Here is a 21,867-nt window from a genome sequence, read left to right as displayed (position 1 = left end):
GCCCACGAGCGCTTCGATGCCGCGAGCAGGGAGGTTCCTTCTCGCCGCGCCGGCCGCGAGTATGCACGGGTGCCGCGAATGAGCAGTAAACAACTGCAAGGAATCAGCTTTTTACAGCGCGCAACGAGGGGCAGATCGCGGTGTTCCGCGCTGTCGGCTCCGTCCCGTCACGCCGCACGGGCGCGAGATTCCTGGCTCGCCGTGGAGGACTGCTATCCCCGCGCGCTCACGGCGCCGGGCTCGGATAGCGGGCATGGATCTGGTCGATCTCGGCGAGCACCTCCTTGCCGAGCACCACGCCCGCGCTCTTCACGTTCTCCTCGAGCTGCTCGAGCGTGGTCGCGCCGAGGATGGTGCTCGCCACGAACCAGCGGCTGCGCACGAAGGCGAGCGCGAGCGACGCCGGGGTGAGGCCGTGCGCGCGGGCCAGCTTCACGTACGCCTGCACCGCCTCCTCCACGTTGGGCTTCCGGTAGCGCTGGCCGAAGGTCTCGAACCGGGCGAGGCGCGAGCCCGGCGGAGGTCCGCCGAGGTACTTGCCCGTGAGCAGGCCGAAGGCGAGCGGGCTGTACGCGAGCAGCGACACGTCCTCGCGGCGCGAGGCCTCCGCGAGCGCCGAGTCGAACGTGCGGTTGACGAGGCTGTAGGCGTTCTGGATCGACACCGGCCTCGGGAGCCCCAGGTGCTCCGCGATGCGGCTGAACTGCGTCACTCCCCAGGCGGTCTCGTTGCTGAGCCCGAGATAACGGACCTTGCCGTCGCGGATCACCTCCGCGAACGCCGCGAGCTGCTCGGGGATCGGCGTGCTCGAGCGCTCGCTCGCCGGATCGTAGGCGGTCGCGCCGAACTGCGGCACATACCGATCCGGCCAGTGGATCTGGTAGAGATCGATGTAATCGGTCCTGAGCCGCCGCAGGCTGTCCTCGACCGCGCGCCGCACGTTCGCGCGGTTGACCGCGAGAGACCCGTTGCGGACCCACGGGATAGGGCGGCCCGGCCCCGCGATCTTCGTGGCGAGGACCACCCTGTCGCGCGGCTTTTGACTCAGCCACTCGCCCACGTAGCTCTCCGTGCGCCCCTGCGTCTCGGCGCGGGTCGGCACGGGGTACATTTCGGCCGCATCGACGAAGTTGATGCCCGCGTCGAACGCATAGTCGAGCTGCGCTTTCGCGTCCTCGAGCGTGTTCTGCTCGCCGAACGTCATCGTCCCAAGGCAGAGCTCCGAGACCCGGAGCTCGCTGTCACCCAGCTGTCGGTAGTTCATCGCTGTTCCGTCCGTGGGGCGTCCAGTACCACGGAGCGGCGGCACCGTCCACCATAACGGACAATATATCTTATATGACGGACGCGCACGCGGGCGGCGTGGCTGCGATCAAGGCGAGCGCTGAAGTCGTGGCGTGAGCGCTTCGACGAGGAAGTCACGAAACGTCGCGATGCGGTGGGGCAGGTACCGCGCGGAGGGGTACACGAGGTGCAAGGGCGCCCCCGAGGCCACGTGCGACGGCAGCACGCGCACGAGGCGGCCTCGCGCGACCTCGCGGGCGCACAGGACGGCCGGGAGGAGGCCGATGCCGACGCCCGCCAGCACCGCGCGCCGCGCGAAGCTGAGCTCGTCGACGGCGAGCGGCCCCTCGACCTCCACCGTCTCGTCCCCCGCGGGCCCCTGGAGCGTCCACGCGGCGCGGCCGCGCGTCGCGCGAAAGAGGACGCACCGGTGCGCTGCCAGGTCGCCGAGGCTCCCGGGGACCCCGGCGCGCTCGAGGTACCGAGGCGAGGCGTACAGCGCGACTTCCACCTGCCCGATCTTTCGCGCGATGACCGAGCCGTCGCGGAGCGGCCCGGCCCGCAGCGCCAGATCGAAGCCCTCCTCCACGAGATCCACGACGCGCCCCGTGAGGACGACGTCGATGCGGACGGCCGGGTGGCGCCGCACGAACCGGGCGATCGCCGGCTCGAGCATCGCGACGCCGACGTCGACGGGCGCGGTGATGCGGATGGTGCCGCGCACCACGGCCTCCAGATCGGCCGCCATCGCGGCGGCTTCCTCGAGGCTCGCGACGCCGCGCGACGCCCGCTCGTAGAACGCCGCGCCGGCCTCGGTGAGCCTCACGCTGCGCGTCGAGCGGTGCAGGAGCCGCGCTCCGAGCGCCTGCTCGAGGAGCGCGACCGAGCGGCTGACCGAGGACTTCGGCAGCCCCAGGACCCGGGCCGCCGCGGTGAAGCCCTGCTCATCGACGACGCGGACGAAGACGGCGATCCGGTTGAGGTCCATTGTTCGTCCCTGGAGAACAGCCTGTTCACAAACGCCTGTCTAGTGCGTTCACGAGCAACGATGCATCTTGTCTCCTGTGACCACGGCCAGCGCGCCCCGGATGACCCGGGTGCGGCGAGCCCGAACCTCTTCAGAGGAAGGACCACCAGCCATGAACACCACGACCAGCACCACCACCCCGAGCGCGACCCCCTCCCAGGCGGCCCGCTGGACGATCGACGCGGCGCACTCCAGCGTCTCGTTCTCCGTACGCCACATGATGATCTCGAACGTGCGCGGCGAGCTCGAGGGCGTCGCCGGCGAGGTCCTCTACGATCCGCGACACCCCGAGGCGACGAAGGTCTCCGCCACGATCGACGCGGCGTCGATCCACACCCGCGAGAAGCAGCGCGACGCGCACCTCCGGAGCGCCGACTTCCTCGATGTCGAGACGTACCCGACGATCACGTTCGTCGGACGGAGCGTCCTCCGTCGCGGCGACGGGCTCGACATCGCAGGCGACCTGACGATCCGCGGCGTCTCTCGCGAGGTGACGCTCGCGGTCAGCGAGCTCTCGGGCGAGCACCGCGACCCGTACGGCAACCGCAAGCTGGGCGCGACCGCCACGACGAAGATCCGCCGCAGCGATTTCGGGATGAGCTTCAACGCCGTCCTCGAGACAGGCGGCGTCCTCGTGGGCGACGAGATCTCGATCACCCTCGATATCCAGCTGATCAGATAGGCTTCTTCAAGGAATCGACGGCTTGTAGTGACGTGGCCCCTGCAATTGCCTTGCCTTCAGCGGCCCCACCACGCACTCGATGGGCAACTCGACGACGAAGGTTGAACCCATGCCGAGCGCGCTCTCGACCCGGATCGAGCCGCCGTGGGCCTCGACGATCTGCGCGGCGACGAAGAGACCGATGCCCACCCCGACGTAGTCGCGCGGCGAGACAGCGCGCTCGAACCGCTCGAAGATCCGCGCCGTGTTCTCGGGGGCGATGCCGATTCCATGATCGCGCACCGCTATCACGGCCATGTCTCCACGCCGCTGTACGCTGATCTCGACGGGGGCGTTCGCACCATACTTCATCGCATTGGACACCAGGTTCGTCACGACCTGCTCGATCCGCAGCGCATCCCAGCGACCGCGGATCTCGCGCTCGACGCGCAGAGACAGCGAGCAGCCCGCCTGCGCCAGCACCACCCGGAGGGGCTCGACTGCCTGACGCACCACCTCGACGAGATTGACCCTCTCAGGATCGAGCTCGAGACGCCCCGCCTTGATGCGCGACAGATCGAGCAACTGATCGACCAACCGCGCCAGCCGAGCGACCTGTAGAAGGCTTCCGTCCACCGCTCGGACGGTGCGCTCGTGCAGGAGGGCCGCGGACCCGCCGCCGCCAAGCTTGCGCTGCAGCGCCTGCAGCGTGAGCTGGAGCGCGGCGATGGGCGTTCGGAGCTCATGGGACGCGATGGAGAGGAACTCGTCTCTCTCTCGGACGGCAGCCTGGGCGGCCTCCGCACGGAGCGCGAGTCGGCCGCGATCTTCTACGGCCCTTCCCCGATCACGGTCGACGCATTCCAGCACGGCAGCGCTTTGCCAGATGTGGCGCACGATGAAGACGATGCTGCCGACGATGAGGAGCGACGACTCGAACGCCGAATCGTAGAGGCCGAGCTTCCGACCCTCCACGATCACCCAGCCGAGGATGAAGGGCGCGCCGAACGCGGCAGCAAGCAGGCGCCGTGCCATCACGCCGCCGGCCCCCGCGCTCATCAACAGCTCGACGCCGCTCAGCTCGGGCCGCACGCACAGGACGCCAGCAGACAGCACCAGAAAGAGCAGCGCCGTATGCACCGCCATCTCGGTCGTCGCTCCGACGCCATAAAGATACCCGACCCCGAGCACATATCCGAGCACCGCCAGCTGCCCGAACAGCGCGATCAGCACGACCAGCACCAAAAAAAGCCGGCGCACGCGCTGCGTCTTCGCATCGAGGAGACACAGAGCCGAGCCGACGAGGACGAAGCAGATGGCCGTCGTGAGAGCCATTCTTCCGAGGTGAGGGGTGCCGACGGCGCCCGGCCCTTCCCGAAAGAGAACTTGGTCGATATGGAGCGGCTGGTTCAGCGCGTATTCCAGGAGCGTGAGCAACCCGATGACAGCGACTCCGCCGGCGCACGCCCGCGCCAACCGGCGCATCCACAAGCTCGAACCCGCGCAGCAGTAGAGCCACAGCGACGCGCCAGCGGCAAGGAAGGCCAGCGCCGTGTTCGCCTTCATGGTCACGAATGTCGGGTGAAAACTCTTGAGAATCTGAACATCGAGCCACCAGCCCACCAGGACGGCCACGGCGGTCACGACGGTGATGGCGCCCGCGACTCTTGGGATGATCCCAATCCAGCCGAGCAGAGGTGAGCCAACGCGTTCGTGCGGGCAGCCAAGCCCGTCCAGTCCGCTCCTTCGTCCGCCCCCTTTCGAAATCATTGCTCAGTGTAGATTGCCTCCGGACACAGCGATGCGCAACGTGGCGAAAAGGCACACGCTACCTTCTCGTCTCGTCACGCCTCCCGGCGCCGCGCTCTTCGAGTTTTTCTTGGCGTCTTTGGATCTGCGATCTGTACACGGGCAGACCAGCGGGGCAGCCCAAGCGGAACGGCGGGGTCTGTCCGGCCGCGGAAGGAGCGGCGGAGGCCGGCGCGCGCCGCTCCGAGCTGGCCGCGTCGGAGGTCTAGTCCCCGGTGGACAGGATGCGTACGTCGCGCCCGTCGCATTCCGTATCGTCGAGCGGCTGCCACATATCGCTGGCAAACTCGAAAAAGTCAGGTGGGACCACCATCGAGAAGGTATCTCCCTTCTGCTGGTTGCGCCGCTGCACGCGCTCGCGGCGCAGATCGCGGGGCGCATCCAGCACGTGGATGGTCATGCGATGCCCGCTGACGTCGACACGCTCGTAGAATCGCTCCCGGTGGTCCCGGCGAATGAGGCCAATCTCGAGCACGACGCTGGTGCCCACCTCGAGCATCCTCTCGGTCAGCGTCCAGATCTGCTCGATGCACCGTCCGGTGCGCTCGAGGTACCACTCCAGGACGCCCGCGTCCGGGCGGTCCGGCCGGAAGAGCGTCGCCATCCACTCGTCCAGGTTCAACCGCACGGCGCGCTGCTCTCGACAGAGCTGCAGCGCGAATGTGGACTTGCCGGCACCCACCGGCCCCACGATGAGGTGAAGATGCGCCATGCCGCGCGACGCCGCGTGCTGCTCGTCGGGCGCGGCGCGCTTCGAAGATGTCCTCTCCTCGTGGGTCGTCATCTTTTTCATCGATCTCTCCTCGGTGTGGGGCGCCACGCGTCGATCCGCGACCCGCGAACCGGGGCAGGGCGAGATCGCCTCGAGGCATGGGTCACGATCGTGCGATGGGGGGCGAGCGCTCGTCGCGCTCCGGTTCCGGGCGACGTGCACCGCGGACCTGCGGTGAAGCGCGCACAGTGAGCTCGTCGCGAGCGGGATCAGAAACGAAAACGCCAGCTGGAGGGCTGGCGCTCCCGATGTTGTACCGAGAGGGGCGGGGGGTCGCAAAGCAAAAACGTACGGGGCCTACAGCGGCCGAAGCCCTGACGCGCGTACCGCGTCCCGCAGGACCCCTCGGAACCACTCAGGGCGCGGCGCGACCGGCCCTGGAGCGCGCGCCGCCGCCGAGGTCTACGCCCTGGACTACACAGAGGGGCCGAGCTTCGCCCAGCAATGGCCGCACAACGTTGCCTGAGCGCGGATGGATTTTCCGCACGCCGGGCAGTCGCGCGTCGACGGCACAACCTCGGCGCTGGCTTCGATGTGCTGCTGTATCTGGTCGATGCACGCGCGCGCTTCTCTCAGCCTCTCGGACACCCCATTCATCGCTTCGACATCCGGAGAGCTCGCATGGGATGTCCGGATCGCCGCATCGAGCTGCTCCTGTGCGACACTGAGTCGCTCGTGCGCGGCCAGGACCCTATTCTCGATCGATAATACATTCATGATCCATGAACCTCGCGTTTGGTCCAAGCACAGGCGCTCGAACAACACACATTTCGCCCACTTTGAACGATGGGATTGAAGGCTGGGCGGGCAGGGACTCCGAGCGCTTCGCTGGTGCCAGCCCTCGGAGCGAGCCGGGATGATCCTGCCCGCATCCGAGGCGCCCAGCGTCTCCGGTCACGTGCTCACGGCGGGCAACTCCGGACAGCTCGCCCAGCAGGACTCGGCCTCCTTGCACGTCCTGTCGTCGGTGCACTCCGTACAGGCGGCGGCGCGCTCTTGATAGCTCGAGTCCGCGTCCGCCTTGTCCTCACACTCGCTGGTGCACGAAGTAACATCGACCTCCTCGATACATTCGGAGTATCTTGAGCAGATGCTGGCGCAGTCAACGGTGCGCCCGGCCTCGCTGTCCCTGGCGCATCCAGGCGCCAGGAGAAAGACCGCAGAACCGAGAATTCCGACTGCTGTCAATGTTCTCAGGGTTGCCTCACGGGGTTGAATAGATCGTAATTTCACAGGGTCGTCTCACCCGCGCACGTCGCGCGTCAGTACGTGGGAGGAGGAGCCGGCGGCGGATCCCCCGGCCTCGTCTGGCGAGGAATCGGCGTGCCGTCATCCATCGCCTTCTGCACGGCCCTGCCGTGTGCATCTTCGGCCTTGCGCTGCTCGTCGCTCGCCATACCGTACTGCCCCTGATCCGCCGCTTCATCCGCGTTGTGCTGATGGGTCACCGCGCGCCGCTGCTCCTCGGCCGAGGTCGCGCCGCAGCCAATCGCCGACGCGACCAGGACGCCTGTGATGCATGTCATCTTGATGAAATTGTTCATGGAATCTCTCTTTTTATCCACAACTTGGCAAACGCGAGCTCTGCCACGGGATCCACAGTGACCGTCTTTGACGTTCACGTGTCGACCCGCGCCGCTTGGCCAGGGGCCTGAGCCCACCCCGTTACCGATCGTGCACCGACTTCGGCCCACCCGCGCTGTTGCAGCCCGGACGATCGATCCGCATCGTGTATCGCAATAAATGGGCCAACTCACGCCGGAAGCGGCGACGCCGGCTCCCGACGGGTGAATTCAGCCGAATCGCCATCACGCTGCGAGAGCAAGGCGGATCCGGCGAGGCGCGCGCCTCACGGCCACCGAGACATATTGTCCCGTTGCGCAGGGCAGAACGGGGCGCGCCGGCGCCTGGCTCCGCAGCGTCACCGAAGAAGCGCGGCGACCACGCCGTCTCGCTGGAAATTGACAGAATGTACCAGCGCAACGATTTGCCACGCTCGTAACGCCACCTCACGACCGTACCGACAGAAACACGCTCACCAGGCGCGCCCTGTGGCCGAGCGCGCCTGGTTCCGCTGCGCGCCGATCCGGCCCCGCGCCTATCGCCGTCGTCTCCTTCGTTCGAGCCGGCCCGTCATGCGCGCGCGGGGCGCGGGCCGCACAGCGGGCGTAGCGCGTCGCGCTCGGCCGTGGACAGTACCGTGACCGGGCACGCTGGATTGCCGGTCGCGCGGTCGAAGAACGGATGTGGCCACGTCTTGCCGCGGACCTTCCAGCCGAGCACCTTCCGGATCGTGCGCGCGATGAGGCGCACGTTCGGCTTCACCGAACCAGGCGGCGGCTCGCCGATCGCGAACTTGCCGAAGAGCCGGCCGCGCGGCGCGCCGAAGACCTCGTCGCACGGGCGTGCGCTCGGCGATTGCTGGAACAGCTCGGTGGCGAGGCCGACGAACGGCAGTCGCGGCGTCCACGTGTCGCCGAGCGGCGTCTTGCAACAGCTCGCGTACCAGCGATAGGCGCCCTTCGGCGTGAGGCGCACGGCGGCAACGAGCTCGCCGCCGCGGTCGAACGAGACCGTCGAAGGAGCAACCTGCACGATGTCCGAGCCGCCGTGCTCGTCGAGCAGATCCGCGCGGCCGAGATGGTGCAGGAATGCCTGGCAGTCGTCGCAGTAGCAGACAACGCGGTTCACCGCGCTCGGCGACGCATCGCGCAGCCATCCGTGAAGCTTTCCGCAACGACACTGGAGCTCGACGTCTCGGGACATGGAGCTTCCGTATCACGTCTCGACGCGCGATGCGCGTGCTTCTCCCGCCGCGCGGCGGACGGCGGCTGACAGCGCCCCGATCAAGGCCCCGTGAAGAGGGCAGAGATGTGGATCTTCACCAGCGGATCCGTCGCCTCGGTGTAGACGACCTCGCTCGCCCCGCCGATCTCCCGGCGGACGATCACGTCCTCGAAGATCCCGGGCCCGCCTCCGAACTGGAGCAGCGCGCCGCACCCGTCGAGCTTGGATGTCGACGCGCTGACCTCGGTCGCTTCCGCCGGAAGAGGAGGGAAGACGCCGAGCCGCGTCGCGTTCCCGCGCCCGTCCACCTCCCAGAGCTCCTGGCTGCTGCCGTCGTCGCTTGGCGCCTCCGAGCCGAGCACCAGCAGAAACCTGTCCGGCGCCTTGGCGCGCACAGTGTGGAGCCGCTCGATGCTGGGAAGACCCACGATGGGCATCGACGTCGACGTGGCAAGGTGAATCACGCTCTGCTCGGTCAGCGCGAGATCGCCGTGGCCCAGGTGGAGCAACCCGTTGTCCGGATCGGCGTGGACAACGGCTCCGCGCTCATCGTACCAGGTGGCCAGGTCCGATCGGCAGCGGTGCAGCACGGTGCCTGCCGGGGACACGAGGAAGCCGGCGAGCGGGTCGGACTCCGGATCGCACGGCGGCGTGGACAGGACGGCATCGTTCTCGAGCGGCGCTGCCGGGTAGGCGTCGCCATCATACGGGCAGCCGTCGCAGCGGAACTCGCGGAGCAGGTCCTCGAAGACGTTGATGTAGAGCAGCCGTCCGCCGGCGGGGAGGATCTGGGCGCTTCGCTCGTTGACATCGCAGTCGAACCCCACCGCGGCCGATCCCGGCGAGCCCCAGTGCACAACCGCGTCCTGCCCGCAGATTCCCTCGTACAGCGTCCCGGCAAGGTAGACCTGCTCGGGATCGAGCACGTCTCCGGCGACCGCCGCGGAGGCCCCGCTGCAGTCCGGCGCGTGGTCGCCGCCGCTGCCACCGCTGCCGCCTTCGCCACGCCCGCCGCCGCCTTCGCCACGCCCGCCGCTGCCTTCGCCACGCCCGCCGCTGCCGCCTTCGCCACGCCCGCCGCTGCCGGAGCCGGCCGCCCCCGCGTCGCCTGTCCCGCTCGCCGTCGGGCCCCCGGCGCCGCCGCTGCCCGCACCGTCGCTGCCCGCGCTGATGGCCGGCGCGTCGCCGCCGCTGCCACCGCCCCCAGCGGGCGTCTCCGCGCTCGAAGAGCAGGCTGCGAGCAGGATGAACGCGGCAGGACTGACGAGGTGACGCATGAATTGACCTGTCTGCGGGAAGCGGGACGCCCGCTCAGGACGGGTCGCGCGCAGGGCCGCAGTCGACGAGGGTTGAACAAGCGATGGGGTCAGTAGCTACGGCCCCATCATGGCGTGAGCCACCGAATGCGTCGACTGACCGTGGCGTGCTGTCCCGGGCGCTGGGACGCGCGAGCGCGCGCGTCTGCCCGCTGGCAGCGGCGGCGGCATGCGGCGGTGCCAGCGGGGCGGACGGACGCGCGCGCGGCGCATTCGCCCCTGACGTTCTTTCATCGCTTCGCTGTTCGTCACCCCCGTGCGGGGCCTGGTCGGCGAAGGTCCTTGTTGGCGTCGTCCCCCTGCGTCTCGTCCCCTGCCCCGTCACGGCTCCGGCGGCGACGCGAGCAGCTCCTCGCCGAGCGCTCGCAGCGCGCTCTCCAGCGCGGGCGGGTCGCTCCCCTCGATCTCCCATTCCTTCCGGCTGTAGTACCTCGCCGCGCCCCGCGGCGCACCGCTCAGATCGAGGCAGTAGTCGAAGCCCTTCACGTCGCACGGCCGCGCGTCGAAGGCGGCCTCGTGCTTCGACTTGTCCTGCGGGAAGAGCAGCTGCACCTTGTCGTTGCCGCGGAGCTCGTAACGGAACAGAGCAAACGAGCCCTCGTACTGGGACGCACGCCGGAAGATGCCGATCGGCTCGTCGGCGAGCAGCGCGATGAGCTCGACCTGATCCGTGTCGTTCCTCGGGATTCGCTCGATCCAGACGCGGCCGACCAGCGTCTTCGGGTCCGACCCGCGCGAGCTCAGGAGCCCGTAGCCGCCTGCGACCGCCGCGAGGGCGATCGCCGTGACCGTCATCATCTTGGAAACGCGGTTCATGGACGGCATCCTACCCCCTTCCAGCGCCGGACGGGACCCGATCGCGAGGCCCTCACGGCGGGGCGCCGGTGCGCCGGCACAGCGCCGCGGCGGTCAGCGCCGCCCCGCGCGCTCCGGACCCGCTCCGTCCACGCGCGTCGCTCCGCGCGTTTCTCCAGGAGGTGTCCGGGATGTGATGTCGGGAGGACTTGAATCAGCGACGCCCCATGGAGATCTCTGCCATCGTTCGCGTCTCGCGCGTCTCGCGCGCTCGCCCCTGCTGCTGGAGCGAGGGTGTCCTCTTGGCTGCACAGATCGATTATCGACACATCGTCGCTTTCTCAGGAGGGCGGACGGCGCGCCTCTCGTTCCGTCGCGAACCCGTGAATGCAACGTGACTGTACGACCCAAACAGTTGCACGAGGAGCTTGACTTCAGACCGTGTTTACGTGTTTCAATATCAGCTCATGCTCGGGCTCCTCTCACGCCGGGCATGCTGTGCGAGACCCACTTCAACAGCCACGGTGTGACCGGGCACACGGCCGGTGCAGATGGGTGTACACGGTCGTGGTAAAAAGAGCCCTGGCCGGGAATTCAATGAACCCGGGCAATGGTCGGCTGAGCTCGCAGGCAGATTTCTGGTTTACTTATCCATCTTGAGCAGAAGCCTGCGGCCCGGCCGGCCGGATCATGGAGAACTTTGATGCGAATCGATCGCTTGCTTGGTCATGTGTCCCTGTCGTTCGCGTGCTGCCTGCTCGCCTGCAGCATCGAGCCAGCCGATCTGGAAGACAGCGACTCCTTCGACTCCGCGGTGAACAGCGCGGATAACACGATGGCGGCGGACCTCGCGCTCCAGTCGCAGTGGGGCAGCGGGTACTGCGCGGAAGTGACGGTGACGAACAACGGCCCCGGCGCGGCCACCGCCTGGAGCCTGGTCATCGCGCTCAACGGCTCGACGGTGACCAACCTGTGGAACGCGATCTCCACGACGTCGGGCGGGCAGATCAACGTCAAGAACCAGAGCTACAACGGATCGCTGGCTGCGAGACAAAATACGAAATTTGGGTTCTGCGCGAACGGCACCGGGAGGCCCACGGTCGCCTCGGTCAACGGCAATGGAGGCTCGGGCACCAGCACGGCCACGTCCTCGTCGAGCAGCAGCGCGAGCTCGTCCTCTAGCGCCTCGTCCTCTAGCTCCTCGTCCTCCAGCTCGTCGTCATCGACCTCCTCGTCCTCGAGCTCCTCGTCGAGCAGCGGCCAGGGCGGCTCCGGCGGTGCAGGCGGCTCCGGCGGTGGGGGTGGCTCCGGCGGCTCCGGCGGCGGGGGCGGCGGGACGCCGGGCGGGAAGTTCGTGGGCAACATCACGACGAGCGGCCAGGTGCGCAGCGGCTTCGCGAACTACTGGAACCAGATCACGCCCGAGAACGAGGGGAAGTGGGGCGATGTCGAGAGGTCCCGCGGCGTCCGAGACTGGAGCAAGCTCGACGCGATCTACAAGTACGCGAAGGACAACAACATCATCTTCAAGCAGCACGTCTTCGTGTGGGGCGCCCAGCAACCCAGCTGGCTCGCGAACCTCTCCGGGGCGGATCAGCAGGCGGCCGTGAAGGACTGGATGCGGTCGTTCTGCGCGCGCTACCCCGACACGAAGTACATCGACGTCGTCAACGAGCCGCCGCCCCACACCACGCCTTCCTACAAGAACGGCATCGGCGGCGACGGCGCCAGCGGCTGGGACTGGATCGTCAACTCCTTCAAGTGGGCCCGCGAGTACTGCCCGCGCGCGGTCCTCATCCTCAACGACTACAACAACATCGAGTACGAGAACGACCACAACAACTTCATGCGGATCGCGAGGGCGGTGATCAACGCAGGCGCCCCGGTCGACGCGCTCGGCGCCCAGGCGCACGACGCCTACAAGATCAACACGAACACGGTGAAGGGGTACATCGACAAGATGGCCGCGCTGGGCAAGCCCGTGCACATCACCGAGTACGACATCGGCATCGCGAACGACGCGGAGCAGCGCCGGGTGATGCAGGAACAGTTCACGATGTTCTGGAACCATCCCTCCGTGCCCGGCATCACCCTGTGGGGTTATATCGTCGGCGCGACCTGGAGGGACAACACGGGTATCCAGCATTCGAACGGCACCATGCGGCCGGCCATGACCTGGCTGATGGACTTCCTCGACCGCTGACGAGCCGCGGGCCCGGCCGCTCACGGCAGGGAATCATGCCGCCTAGGGCGGCGGCCAGCGGAGGCCGAGGCCCTGGTGCGGCGAGTCGGCGCTCAGCCGGACGTCGTCCGCGGGGGGCGGCAGCGCGCGCCACACGTCGGGGTGCTGGTCGGGCTGCTTGCCCTGGTTTTCGTCGATCGCCTCGTAGAGCGCGCCCTGGTGGAGGACGTGGAAGCCCTTCGGGTACACCACGGCGCGCTCGTCCGGGCTGAGCGTCGCGCGGTCGGTCCACCACTCCAGGCGACGGGTGTTCTCGTCGATGGCGCCCACCATGAAGTCGCGGAAGCGCACCCGCGGCACCGCGACCGTCGGGTTGTTCTCGGCCGTCACGCTGTCGAAGAGCCACTTGATGAACGGATAAGGCCCGTCCACCCGGTTGTCCGTCAGGAGGTGCGGATTGGGCGCGTTGCTGCCCACGCCGAAGACCTGCACCGGCACCTCCGTGTCGGGGTACACCTCATCGTAGTTGAAGTGGAACCCCAGGAACACGTTGCGCTCGAAGCGTATCGTGGCGCCGGTGTCCACCGCGTGCGTGTACACGCCGGTGAGCGACGTGTCGGCGAAGTAGTTGTCCGTGAACGAGATCGTGTCCCCGGGCGAGCGCGGGTCCTGGTCCACGCGCGTCGGGAACAGCTCGACGAAGAGGTCGCCCGTCCCGATCACGATGTTGTGGTGGAAGCTGGAGCTGCCGTAGCGCTGGCCGAACTGCACGTTGCCGTCCTGGTAATGGTCGAACGCCGACCGCCACCGGACCGCCCCGGGCCCGAGGACGTTGTGGTGGATCTCGCAGTCCGAGCCGAGCTGGCCGACCTGCAGCGCCTCGGTGCCGGTGCGGAGGAAGCGGTTATCGTACACCTCGAGGCGCTCGAACGCGTGCTGCGGCTGCGCCTGGGTGCTGCCGAAGTAGATGCCCTCGGATCCGACGTCGTGCACGTACAGGTCGTGGATCTTCACGTTGCGCATCGTGGCCTGCCCGTCGTCGTCGGTCTTGGCGATGACCCCGGCGAACTCGACGCGCGCGACCTCGAGGGTATCCAGCTCGAAATCCGACGCCCCGCCGCCGATGGCCAGCCCCGACAGGCCCTCTTTGCTGAACCCGTCGTCGATGAAGATACCGTACGTCCCCTGGCTGTGGGCGAACCCGCCCTCGGCGTGCCCCCTGAACCCCTCATGGCCGGTCTTCGAGACGGGATCGTGGCGGCCGGTCAGGATCCAGCCCTTGCCGCCCTTCAGCACGAACACGTAGTTGGCGGCGTCTCCGCCGACCTTGACCTGGCCGCCGAGGTTCGTGATGACGAGCGGGCGCTCCGCGCTGCGCTCGGGCAGGCCGCCGAGCAGGAGGCTCCGGTAGTCACCCGCCGGGATGTAGAGCCGGTCGAGCGCGCTCCAGTCGACCTCCGGGAACGCCTTGGCCAGCTCGGGATACGCGATCGCGGGACGCTCCCCCTCGTTGGGGGTCGGCGCCGGCAGCGTGAAGGTGGTCGCGGCCTGGCCGAAGCGCCCGTAGGCCGGGACGCCCGGCGCCTCCCCGCCGGCCCCGGTGCCCGCGCCGGCCCCGGTGCCCGCGCCGGCCCCGCCCGCGCCCGGCGAGGAGGCTCCGGCGCCGCCCGTGGACGTCGCGTCATCGCCGCCGCACGCCGCCATCGCGACGAGCAGCGCCCCTAGCCTCGCGTTTTGCCTCATGCGATGGAGACTACGCGCTCAGGCCGCCGCGTCGCGAGCGCATCGTCCTCCCGCCGCCTCGCCTGCCGGTAGGCGATGGGGCTCACGCCGTGGGCGCGCGCGAAGGCGCGGGCGAACGCGGGCTCGCTGTCGTACCCGACGCGGGCGGCGACGAGCTTCACGGGGAGCGTCGTCTCGCCGAGCAGCACCGCGGCGCGCGAGAGGCGCAGCCGGCGCACGTGGTGGCCGAGCGGCTCGCCGAGGAGCGCCGTCGCCCGCGCAGCGAACGCCGAGCGCGAGAGGCCGGCCTTTCGCGCGAGGTCTCCGAGCTCCCACGCGCGCTCGGGCGAGGCGCGCACCCGCGCGAGCGCGGCCGCGATCGGCTCGTCCCGGAGCGCCTCCGCCCGCGGCAGCGACGCCGCCGGGTCGCGCAGCGCGATCGCGAACAGCGCGTGCGCCCACGTCTCGCCGACCGAGCGGCGCAGCGCCGGCGACAGCTCCGGCGCGCCCGCGAGCAGCGCGAGCGTCTCGTTGAGCCAGCGCGCGAGCCCCGGCGTCGCCCCCGTGACGTGCACGACGGGCGGCAGCAGCGCGATCCACGGGGCGTCCGCCGCGTCGAGGTGCAGGTCGACGATGACGAGCTGCGCCTCCGGCGGGGCCTCGGTCGCCAGGGCGCCGTCGGCCACGGCGTGCATCCCGCGACAGACGGCCTCCGGGTGCGCGAGCGACGTCGTCGGCCGATCGCGGATGGCGTGCTCGTCGGCCCGCGGGAGGAACACGAGCTCTCCCGCGCCGAGCGCGAGCCGCCGCCGCGCCACGTCGATCCATCCGCCGCCGCTCCTCGCCGCGTACACCCGGGCGGACGCGCGCCGCGCCGGCTGCCGCTTGCCCCAGCGATCGCCGAGCGCGAAGCGCATCACCTCGGTCTCGCGGAGCGCGACGCTCCGGGCCAGCTCGTCGAACGCGGCAGACATGGTGCGATCGACTGTACCGCACGCGCCCGGCCCCGCCACCGGCGCGCGCCGTGGACGCGCGGATCGTGGAGCTGGACGCGCGGTGATCGCGGCCTCGCTACGCTGACCTCATCACCATGAAAGAAAGAGGCCTTGTATGACTCCCCCTCTGCCGCACCCCCGCTCGCTCGACGCCGCGCAGGCGCTCGACGCCCACCTCGACCTCATCGGCAGCGACATCGAGGGATGGCTCGCCCTCTTCGCCGACGACGCCATCGTGGAGTTCCCGTATGCGTCTGCGGTCGGCGTGCCGGGCCGATTCGAGGGCAAGCCGGCCATCCGGCGCCATTTCGAGGGCATTCTCGAGAGCTTCCGCGACCTGTCGCTCGGCGACGTGCGGCGGTATCCGACGACCGACCCCGACGTCGCGCTCGCCGAGGTGCACGGCTCGGCGACCCTCCTGCCCACGGGCAAACGCTACGAGCAGGACTACGTGATGGTCGTCGCCACGCGAGACGGCAAGATCGTGCGGTACCGCGAGTACTGGAATCCGGCGCCCGTGCTCGAGGCCTTCGGCGGCGCGCTCGCCGCGCATCGCGAGGCGGCGTCGTGAGCGCGCGCGCAGGGAGCGGCGGACCGCGCGTCCTGCTCACCGGCGGGACGGGCACCACCGGGCGAGCCATCGCCGCGCGGCTCGAGGCCGCCGGCGCGCGCGTCCGCGTCGCGAGCCGGACGGCGCGCGACGCGGACGCGCGCGAGGGCGTGGAGCACGCGCGCTTCGACTGGGCCGACCCGGCCACGCACGAGGAGGCGCTCCGCGGCGTCGATCGCGCGTACCTCGTGGCGCCCGCGATGGTCGAGGAGCCCTCGGCGCTCATGGTGGCCTTCATCGAGCGGGCGCTCGCGGGCGGGGCGCGCCGCTTCGTGCTGCTCAGCTCGTCGGCCGTGCCGGAGGGGAGCCCCGGGATCGGCCTCGTCCACCGCGCGCTCCGCGAGCGCGCGCCGGAGTGGACCGTCCTTCAGCCCTCATGGTTCATGCAGAACTTCATCGATCCGCGCCACTGGCACAGGGCGGGGATCGCCGGGCCCGGCGAGCTCACGACCGCGACGGGCGGCGGCCGCGTCGGCTTCGTCGACGCCGGCGACATCGCGGAGGTCGCCGCGCGCGCGCTCCTCGACGAGGCGCCCCACAACGCGTCGCACGTCATCACCGGCCCGGAGGCGCTCAGCTACGATGACGTGGCGGCCATCGTGTCCGAGGTCGCCGGCCGGACGATACGCCACATCCGCGTCGACGAGGACGCCGCCCGCGCGCACCTCGTGAAGGCGGGGGTGCCCGCGCCGTACGCCGCGTTCCTCGTGCGGCTCGACCTCGCCATCCGCGACGGCGCCGAGGACCGCGTCACCGACGTCGTGCAGCGCGTGACCGGCCGCGCGCCGCGCGCCTTCCGCGACTTCGCCCGCGCCCACGCGCACGCCTTCACGTGAGTCCGCGCGGCGCGGGCCGTCACCCGCGCCAGAGCTCCTTCACGCCGTCGGCCATGAACTGCACCGCGATGGCGGCCAGGATGAGGCCCATGACGCGCTCGAGCACGGCCACGCCGGACGCCTTGAGCGCCCGCTGCACCAGCCCCGCGCCGCGCAGCACGAGGTAGGAGGCCACGAAGGTGATGGCCACGCTGGCGAGCACGAGCGCCATGGCCACGGGGTCGTCGCCCCCGCGCGACATCAGCACCATCACCGTGGCGATGGCGCCCGGCCCGGCCAGGAGCGGCATGGCCAGCGGCACGAGCGCCACGTCCTCCTTCGCGATGCCCTCCTGCTCCTCGGACGGGGTGGTGCGCGTCGCCGAGGAGCGGGCGCGCAGCATGTCGAGCGCCGTGATGAGCAGCAAGAGGCCGCCCGCGATCCGGAACGCGGCCAGCGAGACCCCGAAGACCTTGAAGATGACTCCGCCGAAGAGGGCGAAGAAGAGCATGAGCCCGCCGGCGACGGCGCACGCCCGGAGCGCCGTGCGCCGCACCTTCTCCGGCGGATCGCCCGCCGTCATCGTCAGGAACAGCGGCACGATGCCGATCGGATCCACGACGAAGAAGATCGCCGACAGCGACATGAGGAAGACCGAGACGTAATGGGCCATGCTCACCGGACGCGTCGCGGACCCCGCGGGCCAGGCGCATCTCCCACATCGTCGAGGGTCGCGCTAGCACCGCGTCGCCCAGGGATGAATCTGCGGTGATGGGTCAGCGGAGCTGCGGCGGCCGACGTGGCGGCGGGCGGCCGCCAGGCAGCTTCGCTGCGCGAGGGAGGGGAGCAAGGAGAGGAGAGCGGGCGGACGACCTGCGCCGGTGACCGGGCCGTCGCCGCCCGCGGCGCGAGGAGGACCCTAGCGGCCCAGCAGCGCGTCCAGCACCTTGTTGTAGGTCTCCTTCTTCTGATACTGGTCATTGAAGAGCAGAGACTGAGAGCTTTGCCCGTTGCACAGCGCCCCGCTCCAGCTGTTGAGCCACGACCTGCCGTCGTTGATCCCCCAGAAGGTGATGCCGACGCACTTGGGCAACACGAAGCAGGCCTCGACGATGTCGTGATAGAACGTGAGCTGTTCCTCGGCGGAGACCTGACCGCCGCAACGGTTGATGTCCATCTCGGAGATCAGCACTTCCAGGCCCAGATCGGTGAAGCGCTTGAAGTTTGCCGCCACATCCGCTCCACCGGCTTTGTTGTTCGGTGGGCCGATGTGCATCTGGAACCCGACGCCGTCGATCGGGACCCCGCGCTCGACCATCCCCTTGATCATCTCGTAGACAAAGTCGGCCTTGTCATTGAGCGCATCGATGCTGTAATCGTTATAATAGAGCTTGGCGGTGGGGTCTTGCTCTCTCGCGATCTCGAAAGCGAGGTCGATGAACCTCTCGCCCAGCGCGTTCTGGAACACCGAGGGTCGCATGCGGGGATTGCCGACGCCGGTGTCGCTGTCGGTCAGGACCGCTTCGTTGACCACGTCCCAGTCCTTGACCCGGTCCTTGAAGTGCCCCATCACGCCTTCGATGTGCCTGCGGATGGCCTGCTCTACCGCTGCCGCCCCGCTCAGGGAGTTCGCCCACCCCGGCAACTGGTTGTGCCACACCAGCGTGTGACCCTTGACCTTCATGTTGTTGTCACGCGCCCAGTTCACGATGTTGTCGGCGGCGCCCCAGCTGAACTGCCCCGCGTTGGGCTCCAGCGCGTTCCACTTCATCTCGTTCTCTGCTGTCACGTAGTTGTGCTCAGCAGCAGCGACGCGCTTGTAGTTGTTATCACCGAGGCCGGAGCCCGAGATGGCCGCGCCGATCAGGATCGGGGGGTTCGCCTTCTCACCGGCCTCCCTCATGGTGGCGGCGCTTGCAGCAGGAGTTCTGGCGGCCGCGCCGCCGCCGCCCGTGCCGCCGCCGCCCGTGCCGCCGCCGCCCGTGCCGACCGAGCTGCTCGTCGCGCCACCCGTGCCGCCTGTCGTGCCGCCCGAGGTGCCGCCCGTCGCGCCACCCGTGCCGCCTGTCGTGCCGCCCGAAGTGCCGCCCGTCGCGCCACCCGTGCCGCCTGTCGTGCCGCCCGAAGTGCCGCCCGTCGTGCCCGCGCCGCCGGTCTCCCCTCCCCCGTCGCCACCGCCGTCCGAACAGCCGGTAGCGCACAGGAATGCCGAGAGTAGAAGGGTAAGGGGTGTTGACCTCATGCTTGCATCCTCCAAAGGGAAAATCCCTGCCATAAATCCCGCGAAGGCGTGCCTTGATCATCGCCGCGGCCACACCGCGCACGGGCAGCCCCCGAGGGGGTCCGAAGCGGCAGTCGATCGGCCGCCATCCCCCCAGCCTACAGCTTCACGATGCGGGCTTGTAGGGATATGTGTCTCCGGGAAAATTTCACGCTTAATTTATAATTTCGCTCTGGCAACAACGTGTGTCGGAGGGCGAATCAGTAGGGCACCCCACACCTGGCTCGCCCTGCTCCTGGAGCGCGCCTGGCACCCGCTCGAGGAGCCGACAGCAAGCGCGACAGGTGCCCTCACCAGCGGAGCTCGGCCGGCAGGAGCTCGGCGATGAGATCCTTGTAGAACGGCTTCAGCCGCTCCACGTCCGGCGGGGCGTCGGCCTTCGAGTACAGATCGTACGGGTTGAACCGCCGCACCCACTCCATCATCCGCCGATCTTGCTCGTTCATCAGGTGCCCGTACGCTCCCTCGCGGTGCGCCGCGTAGAACGAGTGATATCGGATCATGGTGAGCGCCTCGAGCGGCAGGTGGTCCTTCACCACATGATACAGATACTCGTCGTGCCCCCACGACATGTGCACCCGGGAGAGCCCCGCGCCCTCCTCGTAGATCCCGCACGGCGTCTGGTACGCCGGGTTCGTCATGTCCGGGTTCCGCGCGAAGAGCTCGGGGAAGACGATCCGGTCCGAGAAGGCGCAGCCCACCGGGAAGCTGTCGCCCACCACGGCCCACTGCGGCTCGCCCCACGTGCACAGGATCTTCCCGGCGTCGTGGATGAGCGCGGTCAGCACGAACCACCGCGGCTGCCCGTCCCGCCGCGCCGCCTCCGCGGACTGGAGCGCATGCGCGATCTGCGACAGCTCCGTGTCCGGATCGCTGTCGTCGACCACCTGGTCGAGCAGCTCGAGCACCTCCCACATGCCCATCCGGCGCCGGTCGAGCCCGAGGTACTGCCGCTCTTTCTCCTGCACGAAGGCGAGCGTCTGCCCCTCGTGGTTCAGGCGGTAAAACTCCTTCACGCTCGGCCGCGCCTCGGCGCGGTAATCGCGGAACGCCGACGTTTCCGTCTTTCCCGCCTCTCCGCGCGCGGCGCTCCCCTCCACGCCTGACGTCTTCTCACGCTGCTCGCTCATCGCTCCGGCCATAGCGTACCCCCCTGTCCAGCGCCAGCGCCCTCGCGGCGCAGGCGCGCGGCACCGCGCGGGCTGCGAGCGGCCCGATGCGCCGGCGCTCACATCCAGGACAGCGCCTCGCCCGCGCTCCGTACGAGCAGGATCCCCTCGTCCTCGCGCCCCTCCCACGACGTCGGTGCTCCATCCCATCGAGCCGCGCGAGGCCCTTCGCGGCCCGTGATCAAGGCTTGTAGCCGGGCAGCTCGATCACGTAGGTGTCGACGGTATCGCCATTGCCCCAGTCGCTCCCGAACACGGCGCGCGTGCCGCGCGGGCTGGGCACGGTGTGCGGCTCGGCCCAGTACGGCTCGGCGAGCCTGGTGTTCTCCTTGCCCCAGCTCCGGTGGCGGCCAATCCGGCAGACCTTGCCCGTGCTCGTGTCGGCGATCAGGTTCTCCATGTCGAGCACCCCTGCCCCCGACGGATCGCCGATCGACGACACGAACATCCACCCCGGCTGCCTGTACGCCATCCCCGAGATGTGCCCTGTCGGCGGATAGGGCCACCCCGTCTCCGGCCCGATGACCACCTTCGAGGTGCCGTCCGCGAGATCCCATGTCACGAGGAGCCCGATGTCCTCATTGCCGCCGGGACCGGGGTCGTAGACAACCCCGTTCCAGGTGTCGTGACCGTTCACCCTGCTCAACGACGCGTGACCGTACGGCTCGAGCAGGTCCAGAGTACGCAGCACGTTCAGCTGCGGATCGGTCACGCCGCCGCTGTCGCTCAGGAACGCCAGCGTCCCGCTCGGCGCGACCTGGGCGGGGTTCTCGTCGAGCGTCTTCCTCGCGAGCACCGTGTTCTGGCCGATGTCGTAGATGAACACCTGGTCATCGCACGTCAGGCCGATGCGGTTCGAGTCCCACGACATGAACAGCGGGTCGCTGCCCGCGCTCGGGCCGCCCGAGCAGAAGTCGAACGTCGTCACGACCTCCTTCGTGCCGGCGCCGACGTGGTAACGGATGAAGTCCTTGCCGTCGACGTAGAGCAGGATGTCGGGCTCGGAGGTGTGCCAGTAGACCTGCTCGATGTCCGCGGGCGAGATGTCGAGCGCCTTCATGAACTGATAGGTCTTGCCGTCGTAGAGCTGGTGCTCGCCGGCCGCGACAGAGAAGAGGATGAGCCTCGACTCGTCTGCGTTCCACGCCGAGATGGTCGAGTACATCGGCTTGATGACCGGGTCGTTCCCGCCATCCACCGCGACCGCCGTGATCCGGCGGATCGTGGTGCCGAACTCGGCGTCGGTGACGACCTCGCCGAGCGCCGGTTTGGCGAGCTCGGTCATCGGGTGCGCTTCCTTGTCCTGCACGAGACCCGCGCAGAGATCGAGCAGCTCGCCCGCGCCCGTGCCACCCGCGCCCGCCGAGGCGCCCACCCCGGTCGTGCCGCCGGCGCCCGTCCCCGCGGCACCGCCGGATCCGGCCGTTCCGCCGGTCCGGCCGTCTCCGGTCGATGAGCCGCCGTCGGAGCAGGCAGCGTGGAAGGGAAAGGAAACAAGGATCATGGCGGCGACGCCGACTCTCATGGGGATTCCTTCGCGTTGCGGTGGACGATCTATCCGTGGTACACGACGGGCGGCGAGATCGGTGGGATCATCGTGTTCACCGAGGAGATCACCGAGCGAATTCTGCTCGAGCCGACC

General features: G+C 69.2%; 20 protein-coding genes. 5 read left to right on the top strand and 15 right to left on the bottom strand.

All coding sequences use genetic code 11. The annotated features are described in order from the left end of the window. Positions 1-226: 226 nt before the first annotated feature. Both WMF36_RS04265 and WMF36_RS04260 read right to left on the bottom strand, forming a co-directional pair. Positions 227-1,264 carry an aldo/keto reductase gene (locus WMF36_RS04265; RefSeq protein ID WP_437578326.1) on the bottom strand — a complete coding sequence of 346 codons (1,038 nt, stop codon included), beginning with the start codon at positions 1,262-1,264 and terminating at the stop codon, positions 227-229. Between the two features lie 108 nt (positions 1,265-1,372). After that, positions 1,373-2,272: a LysR family transcriptional regulator gene (locus WMF36_RS04260; protein ID WP_437578325.1), complete on the bottom strand. Its 900-nt coding sequence runs from the start codon at positions 2,270-2,272 to the stop codon at positions 1,373-1,375. A 151-nt stretch (positions 2,273-2,423) separates the two neighbouring features. Here WMF36_RS04260 and WMF36_RS04255 point away from each other — a divergent pair, with 151 nt between their 5' ends. Continuing rightward, entirely contained in the window at positions 2,424-2,993 is a 570-nt protein-coding gene (locus WMF36_RS04255; RefSeq protein ID WP_437578324.1) for a YceI family protein, read from the top strand. A gap of 6 nt (positions 2,994-2,999) precedes the next feature. Here the strand turns inward: WMF36_RS04255 and WMF36_RS04250 are convergent, their stop codons facing one another. The 3 genes from WMF36_RS04250 to WMF36_RS04240 all read right to left on the bottom strand — a co-directional run bounded on the left by WMF36_RS04250 (position 3,000) and on the right by WMF36_RS04240 (position 6,270). Next, positions 3,000-4,742 carry a sensor histidine kinase gene (locus WMF36_RS04250; RefSeq protein ID WP_437578323.1) on the bottom strand — a complete coding sequence of 581 codons (1,743 nt, stop codon included), beginning with the start codon at positions 4,740-4,742 and terminating at the stop codon, positions 3,000-3,002. A 244-nt stretch (positions 4,743-4,986) separates the two neighbouring features. Next, entirely contained in the window at positions 4,987-5,574 is a 588-nt protein-coding gene (locus WMF36_RS04245) for an AAA family ATPase (protein ID WP_437578322.1), read from the bottom strand. A 393-nt stretch (positions 5,575-5,967) separates the two neighbouring features. After that, positions 5,968-6,270, bottom strand: coding sequence for a hypothetical protein (locus WMF36_RS04240; RefSeq protein ID WP_437578320.1), 303 nt, complete (start codon positions 6,268-6,270; stop codon positions 5,968-5,970). 139 nt (positions 6,271-6,409) lie between these two features. On the opposite strand from WMF36_RS04240, the gene WMF36_RS04235 reads away from it, so the two are divergent. Then, positions 6,410-6,553 (top strand): hypothetical protein, encoded by a 144-nt coding sequence (locus WMF36_RS04235; RefSeq protein ID WP_437578319.1) that lies wholly within the window; start codon positions 6,410-6,412, stop codon positions 6,551-6,553. A 262-nt stretch (positions 6,554-6,815) separates the two neighbouring features. Here the strand turns inward: WMF36_RS04235 and WMF36_RS04230 are convergent, their stop codons facing one another. The 4 genes from WMF36_RS04230 to WMF36_RS04215 all read right to left on the bottom strand — a co-directional run bounded on the left by WMF36_RS04230 (position 6,816) and on the right by WMF36_RS04215 (position 10,472). Further along, positions 6,816-7,097: a hypothetical protein gene (locus WMF36_RS04230; protein ID WP_437578318.1), complete on the bottom strand. Its 282-nt coding sequence runs from the start codon at positions 7,095-7,097 to the stop codon at positions 6,816-6,818. A 589-nt stretch (positions 7,098-7,686) separates the two neighbouring features. Next, on the bottom strand, positions 7,687-8,319 hold the full coding sequence (locus tag WMF36_RS04225; RefSeq protein WP_437578317.1) for a DUF6151 family protein: 633 nt from the start codon (positions 8,317-8,319) through the stop codon (positions 7,687-7,689). An 80-nt stretch (positions 8,320-8,399) separates the two neighbouring features. Beyond that, on the bottom strand, positions 8,400-9,617 hold the full coding sequence (locus WMF36_RS04220) for a hypothetical protein (protein WP_437578316.1): 1,218 nt from the start codon (positions 9,615-9,617) through the stop codon (positions 8,400-8,402). Between the two features lie 360 nt (positions 9,618-9,977). Then, positions 9,978-10,472 (bottom strand): hypothetical protein, encoded by a 495-nt coding sequence (locus WMF36_RS04215; RefSeq protein WP_437578315.1) that lies wholly within the window; start codon positions 10,470-10,472, stop codon positions 9,978-9,980. A 682-nt stretch (positions 10,473-11,154) separates the two neighbouring features. On the opposite strand from WMF36_RS04215, the gene WMF36_RS04210 reads away from it, so the two are divergent. Next, positions 11,155-12,654, top strand: coding sequence for an endo-1,4-beta-xylanase (locus tag WMF36_RS04210; protein ID WP_437578314.1), 1,500 nt, complete (start codon positions 11,155-11,157; stop codon positions 12,652-12,654). Between the two features lie 42 nt (positions 12,655-12,696). On the opposite strand, the gene WMF36_RS04205 is transcribed toward WMF36_RS04210, so the two are convergent. Next, positions 12,697-14,376, bottom strand: coding sequence for a right-handed parallel beta-helix repeat-containing protein (locus WMF36_RS04205; protein WP_437578313.1), 1,680 nt, complete (start codon positions 14,374-14,376; stop codon positions 12,697-12,699). Next, a complete protein-coding gene (locus WMF36_RS04200) occupies positions 14,373-15,329 on the bottom strand; it encodes a helix-turn-helix domain-containing protein (protein ID WP_437578312.1) in 957 nt (318 codons plus the stop codon). The genes WMF36_RS04205 and WMF36_RS04200 overlap by 4 nt, the downstream gene beginning before the upstream one ends. A 136-nt stretch (positions 15,330-15,465) precedes the next feature. Between WMF36_RS04200 and WMF36_RS04195 the strand changes: the two genes are divergently transcribed. Both WMF36_RS04195 and WMF36_RS04190 read left to right on the top strand, forming a co-directional pair. Then, positions 15,466-15,921 carry a nuclear transport factor 2 family protein gene (locus WMF36_RS04195; RefSeq protein WP_437578311.1) on the top strand — a complete coding sequence of 152 codons (456 nt, stop codon included), beginning with the start codon at positions 15,466-15,468 and terminating at the stop codon, positions 15,919-15,921. Beyond that, positions 15,918-16,796 carry an NmrA family NAD(P)-binding protein gene (locus WMF36_RS04190; protein WP_437578310.1) on the top strand — a complete coding sequence of 293 codons (879 nt, stop codon included), beginning with the start codon at positions 15,918-15,920 and terminating at the stop codon, positions 16,794-16,796. The genes WMF36_RS04195 and WMF36_RS04190 overlap by 4 nt, the downstream gene beginning before the upstream one ends. Positions 16,797-16,815: 19 nt before the next feature. On the opposite strand, the gene WMF36_RS04185 is transcribed toward WMF36_RS04190, so the two are convergent. The 4 genes from WMF36_RS04185 to WMF36_RS04170 form a co-directional block, all read right to left on the bottom strand. Then, positions 16,816-17,448, bottom strand: a complete 633-nt coding sequence (locus WMF36_RS04185; protein WP_437578309.1) for a MarC family protein — start codon at positions 17,446-17,448, stop codon at positions 16,816-16,818. A gap of 246 nt (positions 17,449-17,694) precedes the next feature. Next, complete coding sequence (locus tag WMF36_RS04180; RefSeq protein WP_437578307.1) at positions 17,695-19,017, bottom strand: endo-1,4-beta-xylanase; 1,323 nt, start codon at positions 19,015-19,017, stop codon at positions 17,695-17,697. 329 nt (positions 19,018-19,346) lie between these two features. Further along, positions 19,347-20,186 carry an inositol oxygenase family protein gene (locus WMF36_RS04175; protein ID WP_437578306.1) on the bottom strand — a complete coding sequence of 280 codons (840 nt, stop codon included), beginning with the start codon at positions 20,184-20,186 and terminating at the stop codon, positions 19,347-19,349. Positions 20,187-20,406: 220 nt separating this feature from the next. After that, on the bottom strand, positions 20,407-21,750 hold the full coding sequence (locus WMF36_RS04170) for a hypothetical protein (RefSeq protein ID WP_437578305.1): 1,344 nt from the start codon (positions 21,748-21,750) through the stop codon (positions 20,407-20,409). Between the last annotated feature and the right edge of the window lie 117 nt (positions 21,751-21,867).

Origin of the sequence: Sorangium sp. So ce887, assembly GCF_051521455.1 — a bacterium.
Taxonomy (GTDB): domain Bacteria; phylum Myxococcota_A; class Polyangia; order Polyangiales; family Polyangiaceae; genus Sorangium.
This window is presented reverse-complemented; position numbering and strand designations above follow the sequence as displayed.